Consider the following 16,584-nt stretch of genomic DNA (forward strand, 5'->3'; position numbering starts at 1 on the left):
GGGTGCGCCGACAGACGCCGGCAGCCGGCGCCGCGCGCCCCGCGCGATCGTGTCCGCGTGGCGGCGGCGTTCCGGAAGCACCACGACGCCGGCCTCCGTCGCCGGGGCGTCGGCGGGGGCTGCCCCGAGGCGTGCGATCGAGCGCTCGAGCAGGTGCACCCACGACAGCACCGACCCGAAGGCCAGCACTTCGAACGCGGCGAGGTTGATGATGCCCGTGATCATGAGCGCGATGCCGACCGACAGGAGCACGATGGCGACGATGGCCGAGCGGGCCAGGAAACGCGGCAGCTCGGGAAGAGTGCGTCGGCTGAAGATGACGAGGCCGAGGAAGCTGAGGAGCACGCCGTTGGCGGCGCGGTCGTGGAGGAACTCGTTGAGCGTCAGCGGGATGATCCCGATCGTCGACAGGCTCGCCCCCAGCGCGATCAGCAGCGGCGGCAGCATGCGCGCCGAGCGCGGGTCACGGATGCGCCCTGCGGCCAGCCCTGCCTCGAGGTGCACCGCCAAGGGAACGGACGCCGCGGCGATCACTGCGCCACTGAGGACGACGCCCCCGTTGAAGGTGGCGCCGGAGAAGTTCGCGAACATGCCGAGGCGGCTGAAGTGCAGGTGCCACCAGATCGGGTCGGTGGTGGTGAGGGCGGCGACGAGGATGCCGGTGCAGAGGATCACCGCCCCCCACACGACGGTGGGCCGGACGTTTCCGGCCATGGTGGAGAGTCGCTTCGCCTTCGGGGGCGACGCGAGAAGATCGGAGCTCGAAGACATTCGGGCCTCTTCGTTATGATCCGGGAGCGGTATCCCCAGCTGTTTACTTGACCGCCAGGTGCTGGACGGGCTCGGTCTCCCCCCAGAGTCCGAGTGCTGCTGGAACGAATCTACGCAATTTAGCGATTCGAGTTTGTCCCCCGAATGGGGGACATGTATTGTGTCATCAGCACCAACCACCGGGGGGAGGTTGGTGAGCCAGGCGGATCCGGGGGGACTGGGGCCACAACGTCCCGTCTGGCAATCAATGACGAGAAAGGTTCCCCTCAGGAGCGGACATCAGCGATGGCTCCTGAGGGGAACCTGGATCGCAACGCCGAAGCCGTTTGGGGGAACGGCCGCAGGTGGAGCTGGGGGGCATCCGTGCGGGCGCACATGCGTTCCAATGCCAGACTACCTTGTTTACCTAGGAATTTCATCGTTCCAGCACCGAGTGGCGCGGGTTCTCACCCGAGGGACCCGCGTCACCGATTCCAGGCGAAACAATGGTCGGCGTGACGGATGACGCTCCACCCACTGCGGCGGGTCTCTTCGACGTGGTGCGCACGCGACTGGCGGGCGCACCACGCGAGGCCCTCGGCGACTGGGCTTCGGCCCGCCGTCTCCTGGGATTCGGGCGCGCTCCGCGTATCGTCGCGGTCGCCGACGCCTGGCACCTGGGGATCTTCCTCGTCGCGGAGCACGCCGTGTACTCCGTGGGGGAGGTCTTGCGCGCCCGGAGCGAGGCCGTCCGCGGATTCACGGCAGAGTCCCAGCGGGACCGCGCCGCGCGGGCGGCGGCGGCCGCCCGCGGCGGGTTCACGGACGGAGAGGTCGTCCACCTCGGGTGGCACGAGCTCGACCTCGCCGCGGTGGACGCCGGGGGAGTCTCCGGCCCTCTGACCGGCGACCCCGTTCACGGTCCGCGCGTGCGCTGGAGCGCCACCGGCGCGACCCGTCCGCTCGCCGACTACCTCGACGACCAGCTCTCCGTCCGCGGCCTCTGACCACGGACGCGGCTGACCCGGGTCAGCTCATCGCGGCCTGGAACATCGCGAGGAACGCCACGAGTCCGGCGATCGTGAGCCCGCTCGTGGCCAGGGGCACCCACGAGAGGTCCTTCGCTGTGCGCCACGCGACCACGACGGCGCCGATCGTCGCCGCGAATCCTGCCGTCAGGACGCCGATGAACGCGGTGCGTGCCAGGTCCGCGGCGGCCCAGTCGCAGTCCGGGGCGCAGGCGTCGCCGGCGAACGGGGTGCTGAAGTACCAGACCAGCACCGCGACGACGCCGACGGCCACCTGCACGACGGCGACCGCAGCGACGGATGCGGCGGCACGCCGTCCCGGGTGAACGTGCATGGCCGACCCTATGCACGTGGACTCGGGCCGTGTCAACGGTCGAGGCCCGTGCCTCGCGGTGTCTCCCCCGAGAAGTAGTGTGGGCTCCGGGAGGTTCACATGCAGGTATGGCCGGGGGCTCCGTATCCGCTGGGTGCCACATTCGATGGCAACGGCACCAACTTCGCGCTGTTCAGCGAGGGGGCTGAGCGCGTCGAGCTCTGCCTGTTCGGCGACCGCGGGAAGGAGACGCGGGTCGAGCTCCGCGACGTCGACGCTTTCGTCTGGCACGCCTACCTCCCCACGATCCAGCCGGGTCAGCGATATGGCTACCGGGTCTACGGACCCGACGACCCCGCGAACGGCCTGCGGTTCAACCCTCAGAAGCTCCTCCTCGACCCCTACGCGAAGGCCGTCGAGGGGCAGATCGAATGGGGCCAGCCGGTTTTCGGATACACCTTCGGTGATCCCGACTCCCACAACGACGAGGACTCCGCGGCGCACATGATGAAGGGCGTCGTCGTCAACCCGTTCTTCGACTGGGCCGGCGACCGCCTCCCCAAGACGCCGTATGCGGAGAGCGTGATCTACGAGGCGCACGTGAAGGGGCTGACGCAGCGCCATCCCGACATCCCCGAGGAGATCCGCGGGACGTACAGTGCGATCGGTCACCCCGTGATCATCGAGCATCTGAAGAAGATCGGTGTCACGGCGATCGAGCTCATGCCGGTGCACCAGTTCGTCAACGACTCGACGCTCCAGGAGAAGGGGCTGTCGAACTACTGGGGCTACAACACGATCGCGTTCTTCGCTCCGCAGAACACCTACTCGGCCATGGGCCAACGCGGCCAGCAGGTACAGGAGTTCAAGGGCATGGTCCGCGCGCTCCACGCCGCGGGGATCGAGGTGATCCTCGATGTGGTCTACAACCACACCGCCGAGGGCAACCACCTCGGGCCGACGCTGTCGATGAAGGGGATCGACAACCTCGCCTACTACCGGCTCGAGCCCGACGACAAGCGGTACTACACCGACTACACCGGCACCGGGAACAGCCTGAACGTCGGGAACCCGCACACGCTGCAGCTCATCATGGACTCGCTGCGCTACTGGGTCCTCGAGATGCACGTCGACGGGTTCCGCTTCGACCTGGCGGCCACCCTCGCGAGGGAGTTCTACGAGGTCGACCGCCTCGCCGCCTTCTTCGAGCTCGTCCAGCAGGATCCGGTGGTCTCGCAGGTCAAGCTCATCGCCGAGCCGTGGGACATCGGCCCGGGCGGCTATCAGGTGGGCAACTTCCCGCCGCAGTGGACCGAGTGGAACGGCAAGTACCGCGACACGGTGCGCGACTTCTGGCGCGGGGAGCCGTCGACCCTCGGGGAGTTCGCCTCGCGCCTCACGGGCTCGGCCGACCTCTACGAGCATTCCGGCCGTCGCCCCGTCGCCTCGATCAACTTCGTCACCGCGCACGACGGGTTCACGCTCCGCGACCTCGTGTCGTATAACGAGAAGCACAACGACGCGAACGGCGAAGACGGCAACGACGGAGAGTCGCACAACCGGTCGTACAACCACGGTGTGGAAGGACCGACCGACGACCCCGAGATCCTGACGGTGCGGGCCCGGCAGCAACGCAACTTCCTCGCGACGCTCCTGCTCAGCCAGGGCGTGCCCATGATCGCCCACGGTGACGAGCTCGGCCGCACGCAGGGGGGCAACAACAACGGGTACGCCCAGGACAACGAGGTGACCTGGGTCGACTGGGGATCGGTCGACCAGCCGCTCGTCGAGTTCACCGCGGCCGTGACGCGGCTGCGACGTGAGCACCCGACCTTCCGACGCAGCCGCTTCTTCAACGGTCGCCCGGTCAAGCGCGAGGAGGGATCCCCGATCCCCGACATCGCCTGGATCCGCCCCGATGGCACCGAGATGCAGCCCGAGGACTGGGACTCGGGGTTCGGGCGCGCGATCGGGGTCTTCCTCAACGGAGACGGCATCAGGGAGCGTGATCGCCGCGGACAGGAGATCCACGATCGACACTTCTTCCTGCTGTTCAATGCCGGCGACGAGGGAGTGGACTTCACGATCCCGCGCGTGGAGGCGAGCCCGCAGTGGGACGTCGTCATCGACACGTCGGGTGAGCGAGCCGACTCGCCACCCCTGAACGCGGGAGACGTCATCGCTCTCCCTGCCCGTTCGCTCGTCGTGCTCTGCGATCACGAGAAGGTCGAGCCGGAGGCCGACCACTCCGTGGCCGCGTCGCTTGCCGCACGCACTGCCCCGATCGACACGATCCCCGCTCCCGCGCCGCAGGCCGAGCTCTCCCACTGAGACCGAGAGTGCCCATGACCGATCGATCGGATCCCGCGGCGACGACGGGGGCCGTCGTGGCCGGGCGCCGGCCGCGATCGACGTATCGACTGCAGATCACGGGGTCCTTCGACCTCGACGAGGCCGCCGGGCTCGTGCCGTACCTGTCGCGCCTGGGCGTGGACACCGTCTACCTGTCCCCGATCCTGCAGGCCGCGCGCGGCTCCGAGCACGGATACGACGTCGTCGACCCCACGCGCGTCGACGATGCCCGCGGCGGCCCCGACGCCCTTGCACGTCTGGCGACGGCGGCGCACGAGGCGGGGCTGGGAGTGCTCGTCGACATCGTCCCCAACCATCAGGGCGTCGGCGACCCGATGCAGAACCCGTGGTGGGCCGCGATCCTTCGTGAGGGGCGCTCTTCCCCCCGCGCGTCGGCCTTCGACATCGACTGGGAGGCCGGCGACGGCCGCGTCTGGCTGCCCGTCCTCGGCGGCCCGCTCGACGACGTCGTGGCTCGTGGCGAGCTCGGCGTCTCACCCGAGGGGATCGGGGAGGAAGCGCCCTTCGGTCACGCCCGGTACTTCGATCTCGTCCTTCCGCTGGCAGCGGGCACGGCTCCGGCCGCGCAAACGCGGGACCCCGCGGTGGTGCACCGCGTGCTCGGTCAGCAGCACTGGCGGCTCGCGTCGTGGCGAGACGAGGCCGCCGTGCTGAACTATCGCCGGTTCTTCACGATCACCTCCCTTGCGGGAGTCCGCGTGGAGGATGCCGACGTCTTCGCGGCGAGCCATGCGGAAGTGCTGCGCTGGTTCCGAGAGGGTCTCGTCGACGGCCTCCGCATCGACCACCCCGACGGGCTCGCCGACCCCGGCCGCTACCTCGACGACCTCGCCGCCGCGGTGGCCTCGGTCACCGGCGCTGTGCCGTTCGTCGCCGTGGAGAAGATCCTCGAGCACGGCGAGCCCCTGCCGTCATGGTGGGCCACCGACGGGACGACCGGCTACGACGCGATGTCGGAGATCGATCGGGTGCTCATCGACCCCGACGGCGAGGCGGGGTTATCGGCTCTCGACGACCGGCTGCGCTCGGCCACCGGTCTTCCGCCGGCATCGCCCTGGCCGGAGATGATCGCGGAGACGAAACGCGTCGTCGCCGAGACGTCGCAAGCGGCCGAGGTGGCGCGGCTCGTGCGGTGCGCGCCGAGGCGGCTCCGTGACGGCTGGAGCGACGAGGAGCTGCGCGCCGGGCTCGTGGCGCTGCTGGCCGCCTTCCCGGTGTACCGGTCGTATCTTCCGGCGGGAGCCGAGCACGTGCGTCATGCCGTTGACGACGCGCGTTCGCGCCACCCGGAGCACGCCGCGGTGATCGAGGAGATCGCCGACGCGCTCCTGGACCCCGGTCTCGAGTTCTCGCGACGGTTCATGCAGACGACGGGGCCGGTCATGGCCAAGGGTGTGGAGGACGCGGCGTTCTACCGGTACACGCGGCTGGGCACGCTCACCGAGGTGGGAGGCGACCCGTCGCAGTTCGCTCTCCGCGTGGACGAGTTCCACGACGCCGCGCGGCGTCGCCAGTCGGGGTGGCCGACGGCGATGACGGCGCTCACGACGCACGACACCAAGCGCAGCGAAGACGTCCGCGCCCGGCTGTCGGTGCTCGCGGAGATCCCCGAGCAGTGGGCGGATGCCCTCGGCCGGCTGCGCGAGATCGCGTCGACGGGCCACGGTCCGTTCGACAACCTCGTCTGGCAGGCGATCGTCGGGGCCTGGCCGGCGTCGGAGGAACGGCTCCGGGACTACGCGGTCAAGGCCGCGCGCGAGTCGGCCGAGCGCACGTCGTGGGCCGACCCCGACGAGGCGTTCGAGGCTCGGATCGACGACCTCGTCGCCGCCGCACACGGGCGCGCGGCCCCCGTGGTCGACGAGCTGGTCACCGCGATCCAGGCGGCCGGTAGGTCGAACGCGCTCGCCGCGAAGGTCCTGCAGATCACCGGGCCCGGCGTGCCCGATGTGTACCAGGGCACGGAGCTGTGGGACCTCTCTCTCGTCGACCCCGACAACCGCCGCCCCGTCGACTATGCGCTGCGTGCCTCGGTGCTCGACGGCCTCGATGCCGGGGAGCTTCCCGCGATCGACGACTCCGGCGCTGCCAAGGCCCTCGTGGTCTCCCGCGCGTTGCGCCTGCGCCGTGACCGTCCCGACCTGTTCCACCGGTACGCCCCGCTTCCCGCGGCCGGCTCCGCGGCGTCCCACGTGATCGCGTTCGACCGTGGTGGCGCGATCGCCGCTGTCACCCGCCTGCCGCTCGGTCTGGCCGCGGGCGGGGGCTGGGGCGACACGGTCGTGATGCTGCCGAGCGGAGGCTGGACCGAGGCGTTCACCGGCACGCGGCACGAGGGCGGGCCGGTTGCCGCCGGCGAGCTGTTCGCGCGATACCCCGTGGTCCTTCTGACGCGCGAGTGAGGACGGTTCAGCCCACGCCACGCGTCGCCGCTGACGCCGTGTGACGTTCCGTCCGCCGTTTGTGACGCTGTCCTACGCTCCGTGACATCCGCGTTGAGGAAAGGCGACGAGCCGTGATGGGCTGTGGATCGCCTCACCGCACCACCTCCCCTTCACCCGTCCTCCCGGCCCGCGTCCGCGGGTCCAGGGAGCAGCCAGGAGATGCCATGTCCCGAATCACCCGAGTGGTCCTCACCGTCGCCGCGACCGCGGCCGTCGCCGTCCTCGTCGCCGGATGCGCCTCGGGCGCCCCCGAGGCCTCGCCCTCGGGAGCCGCGGGAGAGCCGCAGACCGGCGGGACCCTGACCTACCTCGAGCCGCAGGCCTGGTCGACGCTGTATCCGCCGTCGGCCGGTTTCTACCCCAACGGCGGCATCGTCAACAACATCACCGACCGGCTGCTGTACCAGAACCCCGAGACCCTCGAGCTGGAGCCCTGGATCGCCACCGAGTACGAGGTGAACGACGACGCCACCGAGTACACCTTCACGATCCGCGACGACGTCACCTACTCCGACGGCTCCCCCCTCACGCCGGAGAACGTCGTGAAGAACATCGACCTCTACGGCAAGGGCGACACGGATCGTGCGCTCCCGGTCTCGGAGGCCATCAACAACTACGACCACGGCGAGGTGACCGGTGACGACACCGTGGTGTTCCACTTCACCGCGCCCTCGCCCGGCTTCGCGCAAGCCGTCTCCACGATCAACTCGGGCCTCCTCTCCGACGCCACGCTGGACCGCACGAGCGAGCAGTTCGGCCCCGGCAACGCCGACGAGATCATCGGCAGCGGGCCCTTCGTCGTCGCCTCGGAGGAGATCGGCACCTCCACCGGACTCACCGCCCGCAAGGACTACGACTGGGCTCCGCCCTCGCTCGAGCACCAGGGCGCGGCCTACCTCGCCGGCATCGACTACGTCGTCGCGGCGGAAGACAGCGTCCGGGTGGGTACCGTCGTCTCGGGCCAGGCGGACATCGCGCGTTCGATCGAGGCCCCCGACGAGGCGCAGTTCGCCGCGAACGGTCTCTCCCTGCACGCCGCCGCCACCAACGGAGTGAACAACGGGCTGAGCTTCCGGTTCCGGGAGCCGCGCCTGTCCGACGTCCGGGTGCGCCAGGCGCTCATCGCCGGGATCGATCGGAAGCAGATCGTCGAGACGCTGTTCACCGACAACTATCCGCTGGCCACCGGCGCGCTCGCCAAGACCGCCCTCGGCTACCTCGACACGTCGGCGTACTACGCCTACGACCCCGACAAGGCGGCGCGCCTGCTCGACGAAGCCGGCTGGACGGTGGGCGCCGACGGTGTGCGGGAGAAGGACGGCGAGAAGCTGACGCTCGCCTTCAACGAGGCGCTTCCGCAGCCCCGCTCCAAGGAGGTCGTGACCCTCATCCAGGAGCAGCTGGCAAAGCTCGGCATCACCGTGACGCTCTTCCCCGGCGACCAGGCGGCGCAGACGGCCGCCTCGCTCGACCAGAGCACGATCCAGGTGTACCACTCGATGGTCGGTCGCGCGGACTTCGACGTCCTCAAGTCCCAGTACTTCTCCAAGAACCGCAACACGCTGCTGAACCTCAACCCCGAGGACGGCACGGTCGGTGACGAGGAACTGGACGCGCTGCTGAGCGACATCGCGTCGGAGCCGACGACGCCGGAGCGACAGGCGGCTTCCGAGGCGGCGCAGAAGCATCTCGCCGAGAACGCCTACATCCTCCCGATCTTCGAGGAGCCGCAGGTGTTCGGTCTCACGGCGAAGGTCCACGGGTTCGCCACGGAGTCGGTGGGACGCCCCTGGTTCTACTCGACCTGGCTCTCCGACTGAGGCTCCTCCGCTCGAGGTCACCATCCCGTCCGTCCGCCCACCTGGAGGCACCATGTCGTACGTGCTGCGCCGTGTCGGGCAGGCCGTGCTCGTGCTCGCCCTCGCCTACACGGCTGCCTACCTCCTGCTGGCGGCCCTCCCGGGCGACGCGGTCATCGCGCGCTACGCCAGTCCGGAGTTGGGGCTCACGCCCGACCAGATCCAGGAGATCCGCGAGCGTCTCGGCGCGGATCAGCCCCTGCTCCTGCAGTACCTGACGTCGGCCGCGGCGTTTCTCCGCGGCGACTTCGGCTACTCGGTGGCCACCGGAGCCTCCGTCTCTGACCTCTTGGGGGCGGCCCTCCCGGCGACGCTCGTGCTGGCGGTGACGGGACTGACCGTCGCCGTGGTGCTCGCCGTGACGGTGGCCTTCACCGCCACTTACGGCCGGGGGAGGTGGCTGCGCCGCCTGTTCCGCGGGGTGCCGCCCGTGCTCGTCTCGCTGCCGGTGTTCTGGATCGGGATCGTCCTCATCCAGGTGTTCTCCTTCCAGCTGGGGCTGGTGCCGGTGATCGGCGCCGACCCCCTGCAGGCGCTCATCCTCCCGGTCATCACCCTCTCGGTGCCGATCGCCGCCCCGCTCGCGCAGGTGCTGATCCGCAGCATCGACGAGGTGCGCGCCCAGCCGTTCGTGACGGTGGTCCGCGCGCGGGGCGCGAGCACGTCATGGCTCCTGTGGCGGAACGTCGCGCGCAATGCGCTCCTTCCGACGCTGACGATGGCGGGTCTCCTGTTCGGAGAGCTCGTCGGGGGAGCGGTGGTCACCGAGACGGTCTTCGGGCGGGCCGGCATCGGCCAACTGACCGCGCAGGCCGTCGCGAACCGCGATACCCCCGTGCTCTTGGCGGTCGTCGTCATCTCCACCGTCGCCTTCGTCGCGATCAACCTCGTCGTCGATCTCCTCTATCCGGTGCTGGATGCCCGCCTGCGTCGTGCGCGGTCCCGTCCGCTGCGTGCCGCCGACGCGACCGGCACCGTGGGTGAGGTCAGTGTGACGCCGTCCGCCTCCGTCGAGGGAGCACGCCGATGACCGCCGCATCACCGCTGACCGCCCTGCCTCGCACGCCCGGTGGTCCCGCGCGCCTTCGCGCACTCGCTCCGCGCGTGGGCATCATCGTGCCCGCGATCGTGCTCGTCGTCGCGATCCTGTGGGCGATCGCGCCCGGCTTGTTCACGGGTCAGAACCCGACGGCGACCGTGGCACCCGCGCTCCAGGCGCCGAGCCTCGAGCACTGGTTCGGCACTGACGCCACCGGTCGTGACGTCTTCGCGCGTGTCGTCCACGGCGCGTCGGCCTCGATCGTCGGCGCCTTCGTCGCCGTACTGGTGGGCCTCGTCGTCGGAACCGCGGCCGGGATCACCGCCGGTGCCGTCGGGGGAGTCGTCGATGAGATCCTCATGCGAGCGGTCGACGTGCTGCTGGCCATCCCCGCGCTCCTGCTCTCCCTGAGCGTCGTGATCCTCCTCGGCTTCGGCACGACGAGCGCGGCCGTCGCCGTCGGTGTGACGTCGATCGCCGTGTTCGCACGCCTGGCGCGCTCACGCGTCGTGAGCGTACGGGTGAGCGAGTACGTCGAGGCGGCGTACGGCTCGGGGGGAACGTTCTTCGGCGTGCTGTGGCGCCACATCCTCCCGAACTCCCTCACCCCCGTGATCGCGCTCGCCGCGTTGCAGTTCGGCTCCGCGATCCTGCAGATCTCCACGCTCGGCTTCCTGGGATACGGTGCGCCGCCTCCCACGCCGGAATGGGGGCTGCTCATCGCCGAGGGCCGCAACTACGTGGCCACGGCGTGGTGGCTGACGGTGCTTCCCGGCCTCGTCGTCGTCGCCGTGGTCCTCGCGACCAACCGTCTCAGTCAGGCCATTCGGGGAGGGGAGGAGCAGTGAGCGGTCAGCCGTTGCTCAGCGTGTCGGACCTCGCCGTCCAGTACCGCACCCGTCACGGCCTCGTCGACGCCGTCCGCGACGTCTCCCTGGAGGTGCACGCGGGGCAGGTCACGGCCCTGGTCGGCGAGTCGGGATCCGGGAAGTCGACCGTGGCTCAGTCCGTGATCGGCCTCCTCCCCGGCAACGGCCGCATCACTCGGGGGAGCATCCGCTTCGACGAACGGCGCGAGGGCGCCACCGAACTGGTCGGCCTCTCGGAGCGGAGCTGGCGGCGGCTGCGCGGGCGGTGCATCGCGCTGGTTCCGCAGGACCCCGGTAACTCCCTCAACCCCGTCCGCACGATCGGGTGGAGTGTCGGGGAGGCGCTGCGCATCCACGGATGGCGCGGCGATGCGCGGATCCGAGCCCGCGTACTCGAGCTCCTGGACCACGTCGGGATCGACGATCCCGTCACCCGCGCGCGTCAGTATCCCCACGAGCTCTCCGGCGGCATGCGCCAGCGCGTGCTCATCGCGGCGGCGATCGCCCTGGAGCCCGAGCTGATCGTCGCCGACGAGCCCACCAGCGCGCTCGACGTCACGGTCCAGAAGACGGTCCTCGACCTCCTGGACGACCTGCGGGCGGAATCGGGCACCGGAATCCTCTTCATCACCCACGATCTCGCCGTCGCGGCCGACCGCTCCGATCGGATCGTCGTGATGCAGGGCGGGCAGGTGCAGGAGGCCGGTCCGTCGGCGGAGGTGCTGGCCGCCCCTGCCGCCGCGTACACCCGTACGCTCCTCGCCGACGCCCCCTCCCTGGCCCGCGTGGTCGATCGGCCACGACGGGAGGCCTCCTCCCCGGCGGTCGACGCGACGACGGGCACGCCGCCACTGGTCGAGGTTTCGCATCTGCGGCAGGAGTTCGGACGCCCCGGGGGTGCGCCGCTCGTGGCGGTCGACGACGTGTCGTTCTCGGTGCCGCGCGGCACCACCCACGCTCTCGTGGGCGAATCGGGGTCAGGGAAGACGACCACCGGCCGTGCCATCGCCGGCTTCGGTCGCCCGACGGGCGGATCGATCCGCGTCGGAGAGGTCGAGGTGACGGCGCTGCGCTCCCGCCGCGAGTTCCACCGCGCGACGCAGCTCGTCTATCAGAACCCCTACGCCTCGCTGGATCCGCGTCAGAGCGTGGGGCGGATCCTGGCCGAGCCCGTTCGGAACTTCGGCCTCGCGACGCGGGCGGAGCTCCGCGATCGGGTGCTCCGCCATCTCGACCTCGTCGCCCTCGCGCCCGAGATCGCCGCGCGACACCCGCACGAGCTGTCCGGCGGGCAGCGGCAGCGGGTCGCGATCGCGCGCGCTCTCATCGTCGATCCGGAGCTCGTCGTGCTCGATGAGGCCGTCTCGGCCCTGGACGTCACGGTGCAAGCCCAGATCTTGCGGCTGCTCGCGCGCCTCCAGGAAGAACTGGGACTGACGTACGTGTTCATCTCCCACGACCTCGCCGTCGTCCGGCAGATCGCCGACACGGTCTCGGTCATGCGGCGAGGGCGGCAGGTCGAGCACGGCACCGTCGACGACGTCTTCGCCAGGCCGCACCACGAGTACACGCGGCAACTGCTCGCCGCGATCCCCGGGGCGGATGCGCGGCGCGCCGTCCCCGATCCTCAGAGAGAGGTCTCCGTATGACCGGCCCCCGTCTCGGCTTCTTCACGCGCCTGCTGGAAGAGGCCCCCGCGCGCGACCGCTACCGGTTCGCGCTGGAGCAGATCGCCCACGCGGAACGCGCGGGGTTCGCCTCCGCGTGGGTCGCGCAGCACCACTTCGGGGAGGACGAAGGCGGGCTTCCCTCACCGTTCGTGCTGCTGGCCGCCGCCGCCGAGCGGACGTCCCGGATCGCCCTGGCGACCGGGGTCGTGACCCTCCCCATCGACGATCCGGTGCGCGCGGCCGAGGATGCCGCCGTGCTCGACCAGCTCAGCGGCGGTCGGGTGCAGCTCGGTGTGGCCTCGGGAGGGACGCCGTCCTCCTTCGCGGCGTTCGGGCAGGACGCGTCGCGGCGCCGCGAGGTGTTCGCGGAGCATCTGGAGATCTTCGTCGACGCGCTCGCGGGGCGCGGGGTGCGCGGCACGGCGTCGCACATCTATCCCGCCGCGGGCGATCTCGTCGACCGGATCTGGCAGGCCACGTTCTCGGTCGACGGCGGACGCCGTGCGGGGGAGCGTGGCGACGGTCTCCTGCTCTCGCGGACGCAGCCTCGCGAGGCCGACGCGCCCGACGCTCCGCTCCACGACCTCCAGCTCCCCGTCGTCGAGGCCTACCGCGCGGCGCTCCCCGAGGGAGCGCCGGTGCGTGTGCTCGCCTCGCGGACGGCGCTCGTCGTCGACCCCGAAGACCGCACGCGTGCCCTCGAGCTCGCCGAGCCCGGCCTGCGCCGACTCGCGGAGACGATGTTCGGGATCGACACGACGGACATCGGGATCGACGAGCTCGTGCGCGTGACCGACACCCACGTCGGCACGGTCGAAGAGGTGGTCGCCTCACTCGGCGCCGACCGCACGCTGGAGGCGGCCACCGACGTGTCCTTCCAGGTCCACTCGATCGCGGCGACCCACGAGCTCACCCTGCGCTCGCTCGAGCTGCTGGCCGAGGAAGTGGCGCCGAGGCTCTCGTTCGCCACCGGAGCCGCCGCGGCCGACGACCTCCATCAGGCGCATCGCGCCCTCGCCACGACCTCGAGAGGACTCTCATGAGCCACCCCGACGCCGACGTCATCGACCTCCTTGCCGGGATCCGTCCCGGCGACCCGCTCGACACGGTGCGCTCCCGCCGCAGCCAGGCCCGTGAGAACGCGCAGCGCAGCTTCCAGGCCCTCCTCGAGCCGGAGCACCCGGGCGGGTTCCCGCTGGCGGAGCGCTATGCGGTCGCCGCCTTCGTCGCCGGCCTGCACGGCTTCGACGCGGCCGCCGACTTCTACCGCGATCTCCTCGGCGACGAGGCCCCGCAGTGGCGAGAGCCGATCGACGCGGCCGTGAAGGACGGTGCCACGAGAGGCCCGTACGGCGGCTACCGTGAGCCGGGGCTGCAGGGCGAGGGGCGCGACGGCCTCCGCTGGCAGCCGGGCGGGGCGGTGGCGGGGGCCCTCGGCGGCCACCTCGCTGCGGCACTGACCCACGCGCACCTCCTCGTCTTCCGGCCCCGCGAGGCCCGGCCCGACGCCCTTCGCGCCCTCGTCGCGGCGGGGTGGTCGGGCGATGCGATCGTGACGCTCTCGCAGCTGGTCGCCTTCCTTTCCTTCCAGCTCCGTTTCGCCTGGGGTCTGCGCGTGCTCGCCGCCACCCCCGCCTCCTCATCGCCCGCCGCCCCCGCCATCGAAGGAGCCCTCCGATGACCGACCTCGTCACCGACTACCCGGCCCTGGCTCGCCCCGACGCATTCACGCAGCGCGGTCTCGGATGGGTGCCGTGGCTTGCTCCGGTCGCCGAAGACGCGCTCAGCGACCTCCAGCGCGACGCGCTCATCGAGCCGGCGCGCGCGGCGATGCCCTACTTCCGTCTCCTCGCGCGCGACCCCGCCGCGCTGAAGGCGCGGACGCTCACCGACCTGGACATCTTTGCCAACACCTCCAGCGGGATCGGACGCGCGGAGCGGGAGCTCGCCGCCGCGGCCACCTCGCGCCGCAACGGCTGCGTCTTCTGCGCCTCGGTGCATGCCGCGGCCGCCACCCGCGAGTCGGGCCGCGAGGACGACGTCCAGCGTCTCCTCGACGAGGGCACCGACACCGACCTCGGCGACGAGCGCTGGAACGCGATCGTCGCGGTCTCCGTCGCTCTCACCGACACGCCGCTGGGCCTGGATGCCGACGACATCGCGCGCCTGCGGGCGGCGGACCTCGACGACGACGACATCGTCGACGTCCTCGGTGCCGCCTCCTTCTTCCACTGGGCGAACCGGCTCATGCTCTCGCTCGGCGAACCCGAAGTCCCCACTCGTCTGCGAGGTGCCTCATGACCATCCCCACCCTCCTCGACCACGTCGTCATCGCCGGACCGGATCTGGCCGGCCTCATCGACTGGTTCGCCGAGCGAACCGGCGTCGTCGCGGCCCCCGGCGGCGCGCACCCGACCGGGACGGCGAACGCTCTCGTGGCCCTCACCGTCGACGGCCGGCGGGGACCGCAGTACATCGAGCTGATCGGGCCCGACCCTGCGCGAAGCGGTGAGAAGCTGCCGGAGACGTTCGGGATCGCGACGCTGACCGAACCGCGGGTGCAGGCCTACGCGGTCCATCCCGCCGACATCGAGGCGACCGTCGCCCACGCCCGTGCCCACGGCTACGACCCGGGCGACGTCAGCGACCTGTCGCGGCGCACCCCCGATGGCACGCTCCTGGAGTGGCGGCTGACGCGCGGGGAGGGGCGGCGACTGGATGTCCCCTTCCTCATCGACTGGGGATCCACCCCGCAACCGGGCCTCAGCGACATCCCGTCGATCGAGCTCGTCTCCTTCACCCGCCGGGAACCGGATCCGGAGCCGGTGCGCGAGATCCTCGCGAGCCTCGGGCTCCCTGGCGGCGTCGCCGACGTGGAGCCCGCGGACACCGCCGGTTTCCGACTGGAACTCCGGCGTGCCGACGGGCGGATCGTCGAGCTGTGAGCGAGGTCCGTTCGCCGATCTCGGCCGCCGTCGACGCGCTCCGTCCCCAGCTGTCGGCGCTCGTGCGTGCGCTGTACGAGAACCCCGAGGTCGGCTTCGAGGAACGGGCGTCCGCGGCGAGGATCGCGGAGGAGCTCGCCGGCCACGGCTTCGAGGTCGAGACCGGGGCGTACGGGCTGGAGACGGCCCTCCGCACGACGACGGGTGCCGCAGACGGCCCGCACTTCGCCGTGATCGCCGAGTACGACGCGCTGCCGGGCATCGGGCACGCGTGCGGACACAATGCGATCGCGGCCATCGCCGTCGGAGCGTTTCTCGCCGCCGCCCCGTTCGTCGCCGAGGCAGGGGGCCGGCTGTCGCTGATCGGCACGCCCGCCGAGGAGAACGGAGGCGGCAAGGAGCTGATCATCCGGGCGGGAGGTTTCGACGACGTCGATGCGGCCGGAATGGTCCATCCCGGCAGCGGTTCGGGCACGACCTCGGTCCTCGGCCAGCGGACGACCGGGGTGCGCCGCATCGCCGTGACGTACCACGGGCGCGCCAGTCACGCGGCGGGAGCCCCGTGGCTCGGGCGCAATGCGCTCGACGGCGCCGTGACGGCCTATCAGGGGGTGGCGCAGTTGCGGCAGCACATCCTTCCGACCGACCGCATCCACGGCATCATCACCGACGGCGGTGCCGCCCCCAACATCGTGCCGGAGCGCGCGTCGGCCCTGTTCTACGTGCGGTCCGCCGAGATCGACAGCCTGCGAGAGCTCACCGACCGGGTCGTCGCGGTGCTGGAGGGTGCGGCGCTCGTCTCGGGCACCCGGGCCGAGATCGAGGTGGACCCCGTGCCGCCCTACCTGCCGCTGCAGACGAACGTCGCCCTCACCCGGCGGTGGGCCGCTGTCATCGGGGACCACGGCATCCTTGTCCCCGATCCGCCCGCCGTGGTTCCGCAGGGCGGCCCCTCCACCGACATGGGCAACGTCAGTCGCTTCGTGCCGTCGATCCATCCCTCGATCGGCCTCGGCGGGCCCGACGACGTCTTCCCCCACCACGCCGACTTCGCGCACGTGACGGTGCAGCCCCCGGCGATCGAGGCCGTCGTGGCCGCGGCGGCCGCGCTCGCCCAGACCGCCGTCGACTACGTGACCGACCCGGGCCTCCGTGCCGAGGCGGCCGCGGAGTTCGCCGCCGCGGGCGGGCGTTACCGCTGGGAGGACTGACCCCGCAACCCGGTGCCCTCGGCCCCGAGGGGCGGGGCAGGATGGAGCCATGACGATCGAGGTGTGGGCTCCCCGGGCCGAAC

At 71.2% G+C, this 16,584-nt stretch carries 13 protein-coding genes and 1 pseudogene; 12 read left to right on the forward strand and 2 right to left on the reverse strand.

The features are described from left to right. A pseudogene (locus tag QM591_RS06440) lies at positions 1-771 on the reverse strand (hypothetical protein); the annotation flags it as partial. Between the two features lie 494 nt (positions 772-1,265). Between QM591_RS06440 and QM591_RS06445 the strand changes: the two are divergent. After that, complete coding sequence (locus QM591_RS06445; protein ID WP_415130765.1) at positions 1,266-1,757, forward strand: glutaminase; 492 nt, start codon at positions 1,266-1,268, stop codon at positions 1,755-1,757. 22 nt (positions 1,758-1,779) lie between these two features. Here QM591_RS06445 and QM591_RS06450 read toward each other — a convergent pair whose 3' ends face one another. Beyond that, the gene (locus QM591_RS06450) at positions 1,780-2,112 is read right to left on the reverse strand and encodes a hypothetical protein (RefSeq protein WP_415130767.1); all 333 of its coding nucleotides are present in this window, start codon (positions 2,110-2,112) and stop codon (positions 1,780-1,782) included. 99 nt (positions 2,113-2,211) lie between these two features. Here QM591_RS06450 and glgX point away from each other — a divergent pair, with 99 nt between their 5' ends. The 11 genes from glgX to QM591_RS06505 all read left to right on the forward strand — a co-directional run bounded on the left by glgX (position 2,212) and on the right by QM591_RS06505 (position 16,501). Beyond that, positions 2,212-4,422, forward strand: coding sequence for a glycogen debranching protein GlgX (glgX, locus tag QM591_RS06455; RefSeq protein ID WP_415130769.1), 2,211 nt, complete (start codon positions 2,212-2,214; stop codon positions 4,420-4,422). A gap of 14 nt (positions 4,423-4,436) precedes the next feature. Further along, positions 4,437-6,866: a malto-oligosyltrehalose synthase gene (gene treY, locus QM591_RS06460; RefSeq protein ID WP_415130771.1), complete on the forward strand. Its 2,430-nt coding sequence runs from the start codon at positions 4,437-4,439 to the stop codon at positions 6,864-6,866. Between the two features lie 206 nt (positions 6,867-7,072). Continuing rightward, positions 7,073-8,728 (forward strand): TIGR04028 family ABC transporter substrate-binding protein, encoded by a 1,656-nt coding sequence (locus QM591_RS06465; protein WP_415130773.1) that lies wholly within the window; start codon positions 7,073-7,075, stop codon positions 8,726-8,728. Positions 8,729-8,780: 52 nt separating this feature from the next. Beyond that, positions 8,781-9,797, forward strand: a complete 1,017-nt coding sequence (locus tag QM591_RS06470) for an ABC transporter permease (RefSeq protein ID WP_415130775.1) — start codon at positions 8,781-8,783, stop codon at positions 9,795-9,797. Further along, the gene (locus QM591_RS06475; RefSeq protein WP_415130777.1) at positions 9,794-10,654 is read left to right on the forward strand and encodes an ABC transporter permease; all 861 of its coding nucleotides are present in this window, start codon (positions 9,794-9,796) and stop codon (positions 10,652-10,654) included. Before QM591_RS06470 ends, QM591_RS06475 begins: the two co-directional genes overlap by 4 nt. Beyond that, entirely contained in the window at positions 10,651-12,324 is a 1,674-nt protein-coding gene (locus QM591_RS06480; protein ID WP_415130779.1) for a dipeptide ABC transporter ATP-binding protein, read from the forward strand. Before QM591_RS06475 ends, QM591_RS06480 begins: the two co-directional genes overlap by 4 nt. After that, positions 12,321-13,388, forward strand: a complete 1,068-nt coding sequence (locus tag QM591_RS06485) for a putative FMN-dependent luciferase-like monooxygenase (RefSeq protein ID WP_415130781.1) — start codon at positions 12,321-12,323, stop codon at positions 13,386-13,388. Before QM591_RS06480 ends, QM591_RS06485 begins: the two co-directional genes overlap by 4 nt. After that, entirely contained in the window at positions 13,385-14,026 is a 642-nt protein-coding gene (locus QM591_RS06490; protein ID WP_415130783.1) for a CMD domain protein, read from the forward strand. Before QM591_RS06485 ends, QM591_RS06490 begins: the two co-directional genes overlap by 4 nt. Continuing rightward, positions 14,023-14,646 carry an alkylhydroperoxidase domain protein gene (locus QM591_RS06495; protein WP_415130785.1) on the forward strand — a complete coding sequence of 208 codons (624 nt, stop codon included), beginning with the start codon at positions 14,023-14,025 and terminating at the stop codon, positions 14,644-14,646. The genes QM591_RS06490 and QM591_RS06495 overlap by 4 nt, the downstream gene beginning before the upstream one ends. Next, entirely contained in the window at positions 14,643-15,290 is a 648-nt protein-coding gene (locus QM591_RS06500; RefSeq protein ID WP_415130787.1) for a VOC family protein, read from the forward strand. The genes QM591_RS06495 and QM591_RS06500 overlap by 4 nt, the downstream gene beginning before the upstream one ends. After that, a complete protein-coding gene (locus tag QM591_RS06505) occupies positions 15,287-16,501 on the forward strand; it encodes a M20 family metallopeptidase (protein WP_415130789.1) in 1,215 nt (404 codons plus the stop codon). The genes QM591_RS06500 and QM591_RS06505 overlap by 4 nt, the downstream gene beginning before the upstream one ends. Positions 16,502-16,584: the final 83 nt, after the last annotated feature.

The sequence above is a fragment of the Microbacterium sp. genome, from assembly GCF_047607225.1.
Classification (GTDB): domain Bacteria; phylum Actinomycetota; class Actinomycetes; order Actinomycetales; family Microbacteriaceae; genus Microbacterium.

Coding starts and splice junctions, on each gene's coding strand:
- QM591_RS06450 (WP_415130767.1), bottom strand. CDS start 2,112: ATGCACGTTCACCCGGGACGGCGTGCCGCCGCATCCGTCGCTGCGGTC.
- glgX (WP_415130769.1), top strand. CDS start 2,212: ATGCAGGTATGGCCGGGGGCTCCGTATCCGCTGGGTGCCACATTCGAT.
- treY (WP_415130771.1), top strand. CDS start 4,437: ATGACCGATCGATCGGATCCCGCGGCGACGACGGGGGCCGTCGTGGCC.
- QM591_RS06465 (WP_415130773.1), top strand. CDS start 7,073: ATGTCCCGAATCACCCGAGTGGTCCTCACCGTCGCCGCGACCGCGGCC.
- QM591_RS06470 (WP_415130775.1), top strand. CDS start 8,781: ATGTCGTACGTGCTGCGCCGTGTCGGGCAGGCCGTGCTCGTGCTCGCC.
- QM591_RS06475 (WP_415130777.1), top strand. CDS start 9,794: ATGACCGCCGCATCACCGCTGACCGCCCTGCCTCGCACGCCCGGTGGT.
- QM591_RS06485 (WP_415130781.1), top strand. CDS start 12,321: ATGACCGGCCCCCGTCTCGGCTTCTTCACGCGCCTGCTGGAAGAGGCC.
- QM591_RS06490 (WP_415130783.1), top strand. CDS start 13,385: ATGAGCCACCCCGACGCCGACGTCATCGACCTCCTTGCCGGGATCCGT.
- QM591_RS06495 (WP_415130785.1), top strand. CDS start 14,023: ATGACCGACCTCGTCACCGACTACCCGGCCCTGGCTCGCCCCGACGCA.
- QM591_RS06500 (WP_415130787.1), top strand. CDS start 14,643: ATGACCATCCCCACCCTCCTCGACCACGTCGTCATCGCCGGACCGGAT.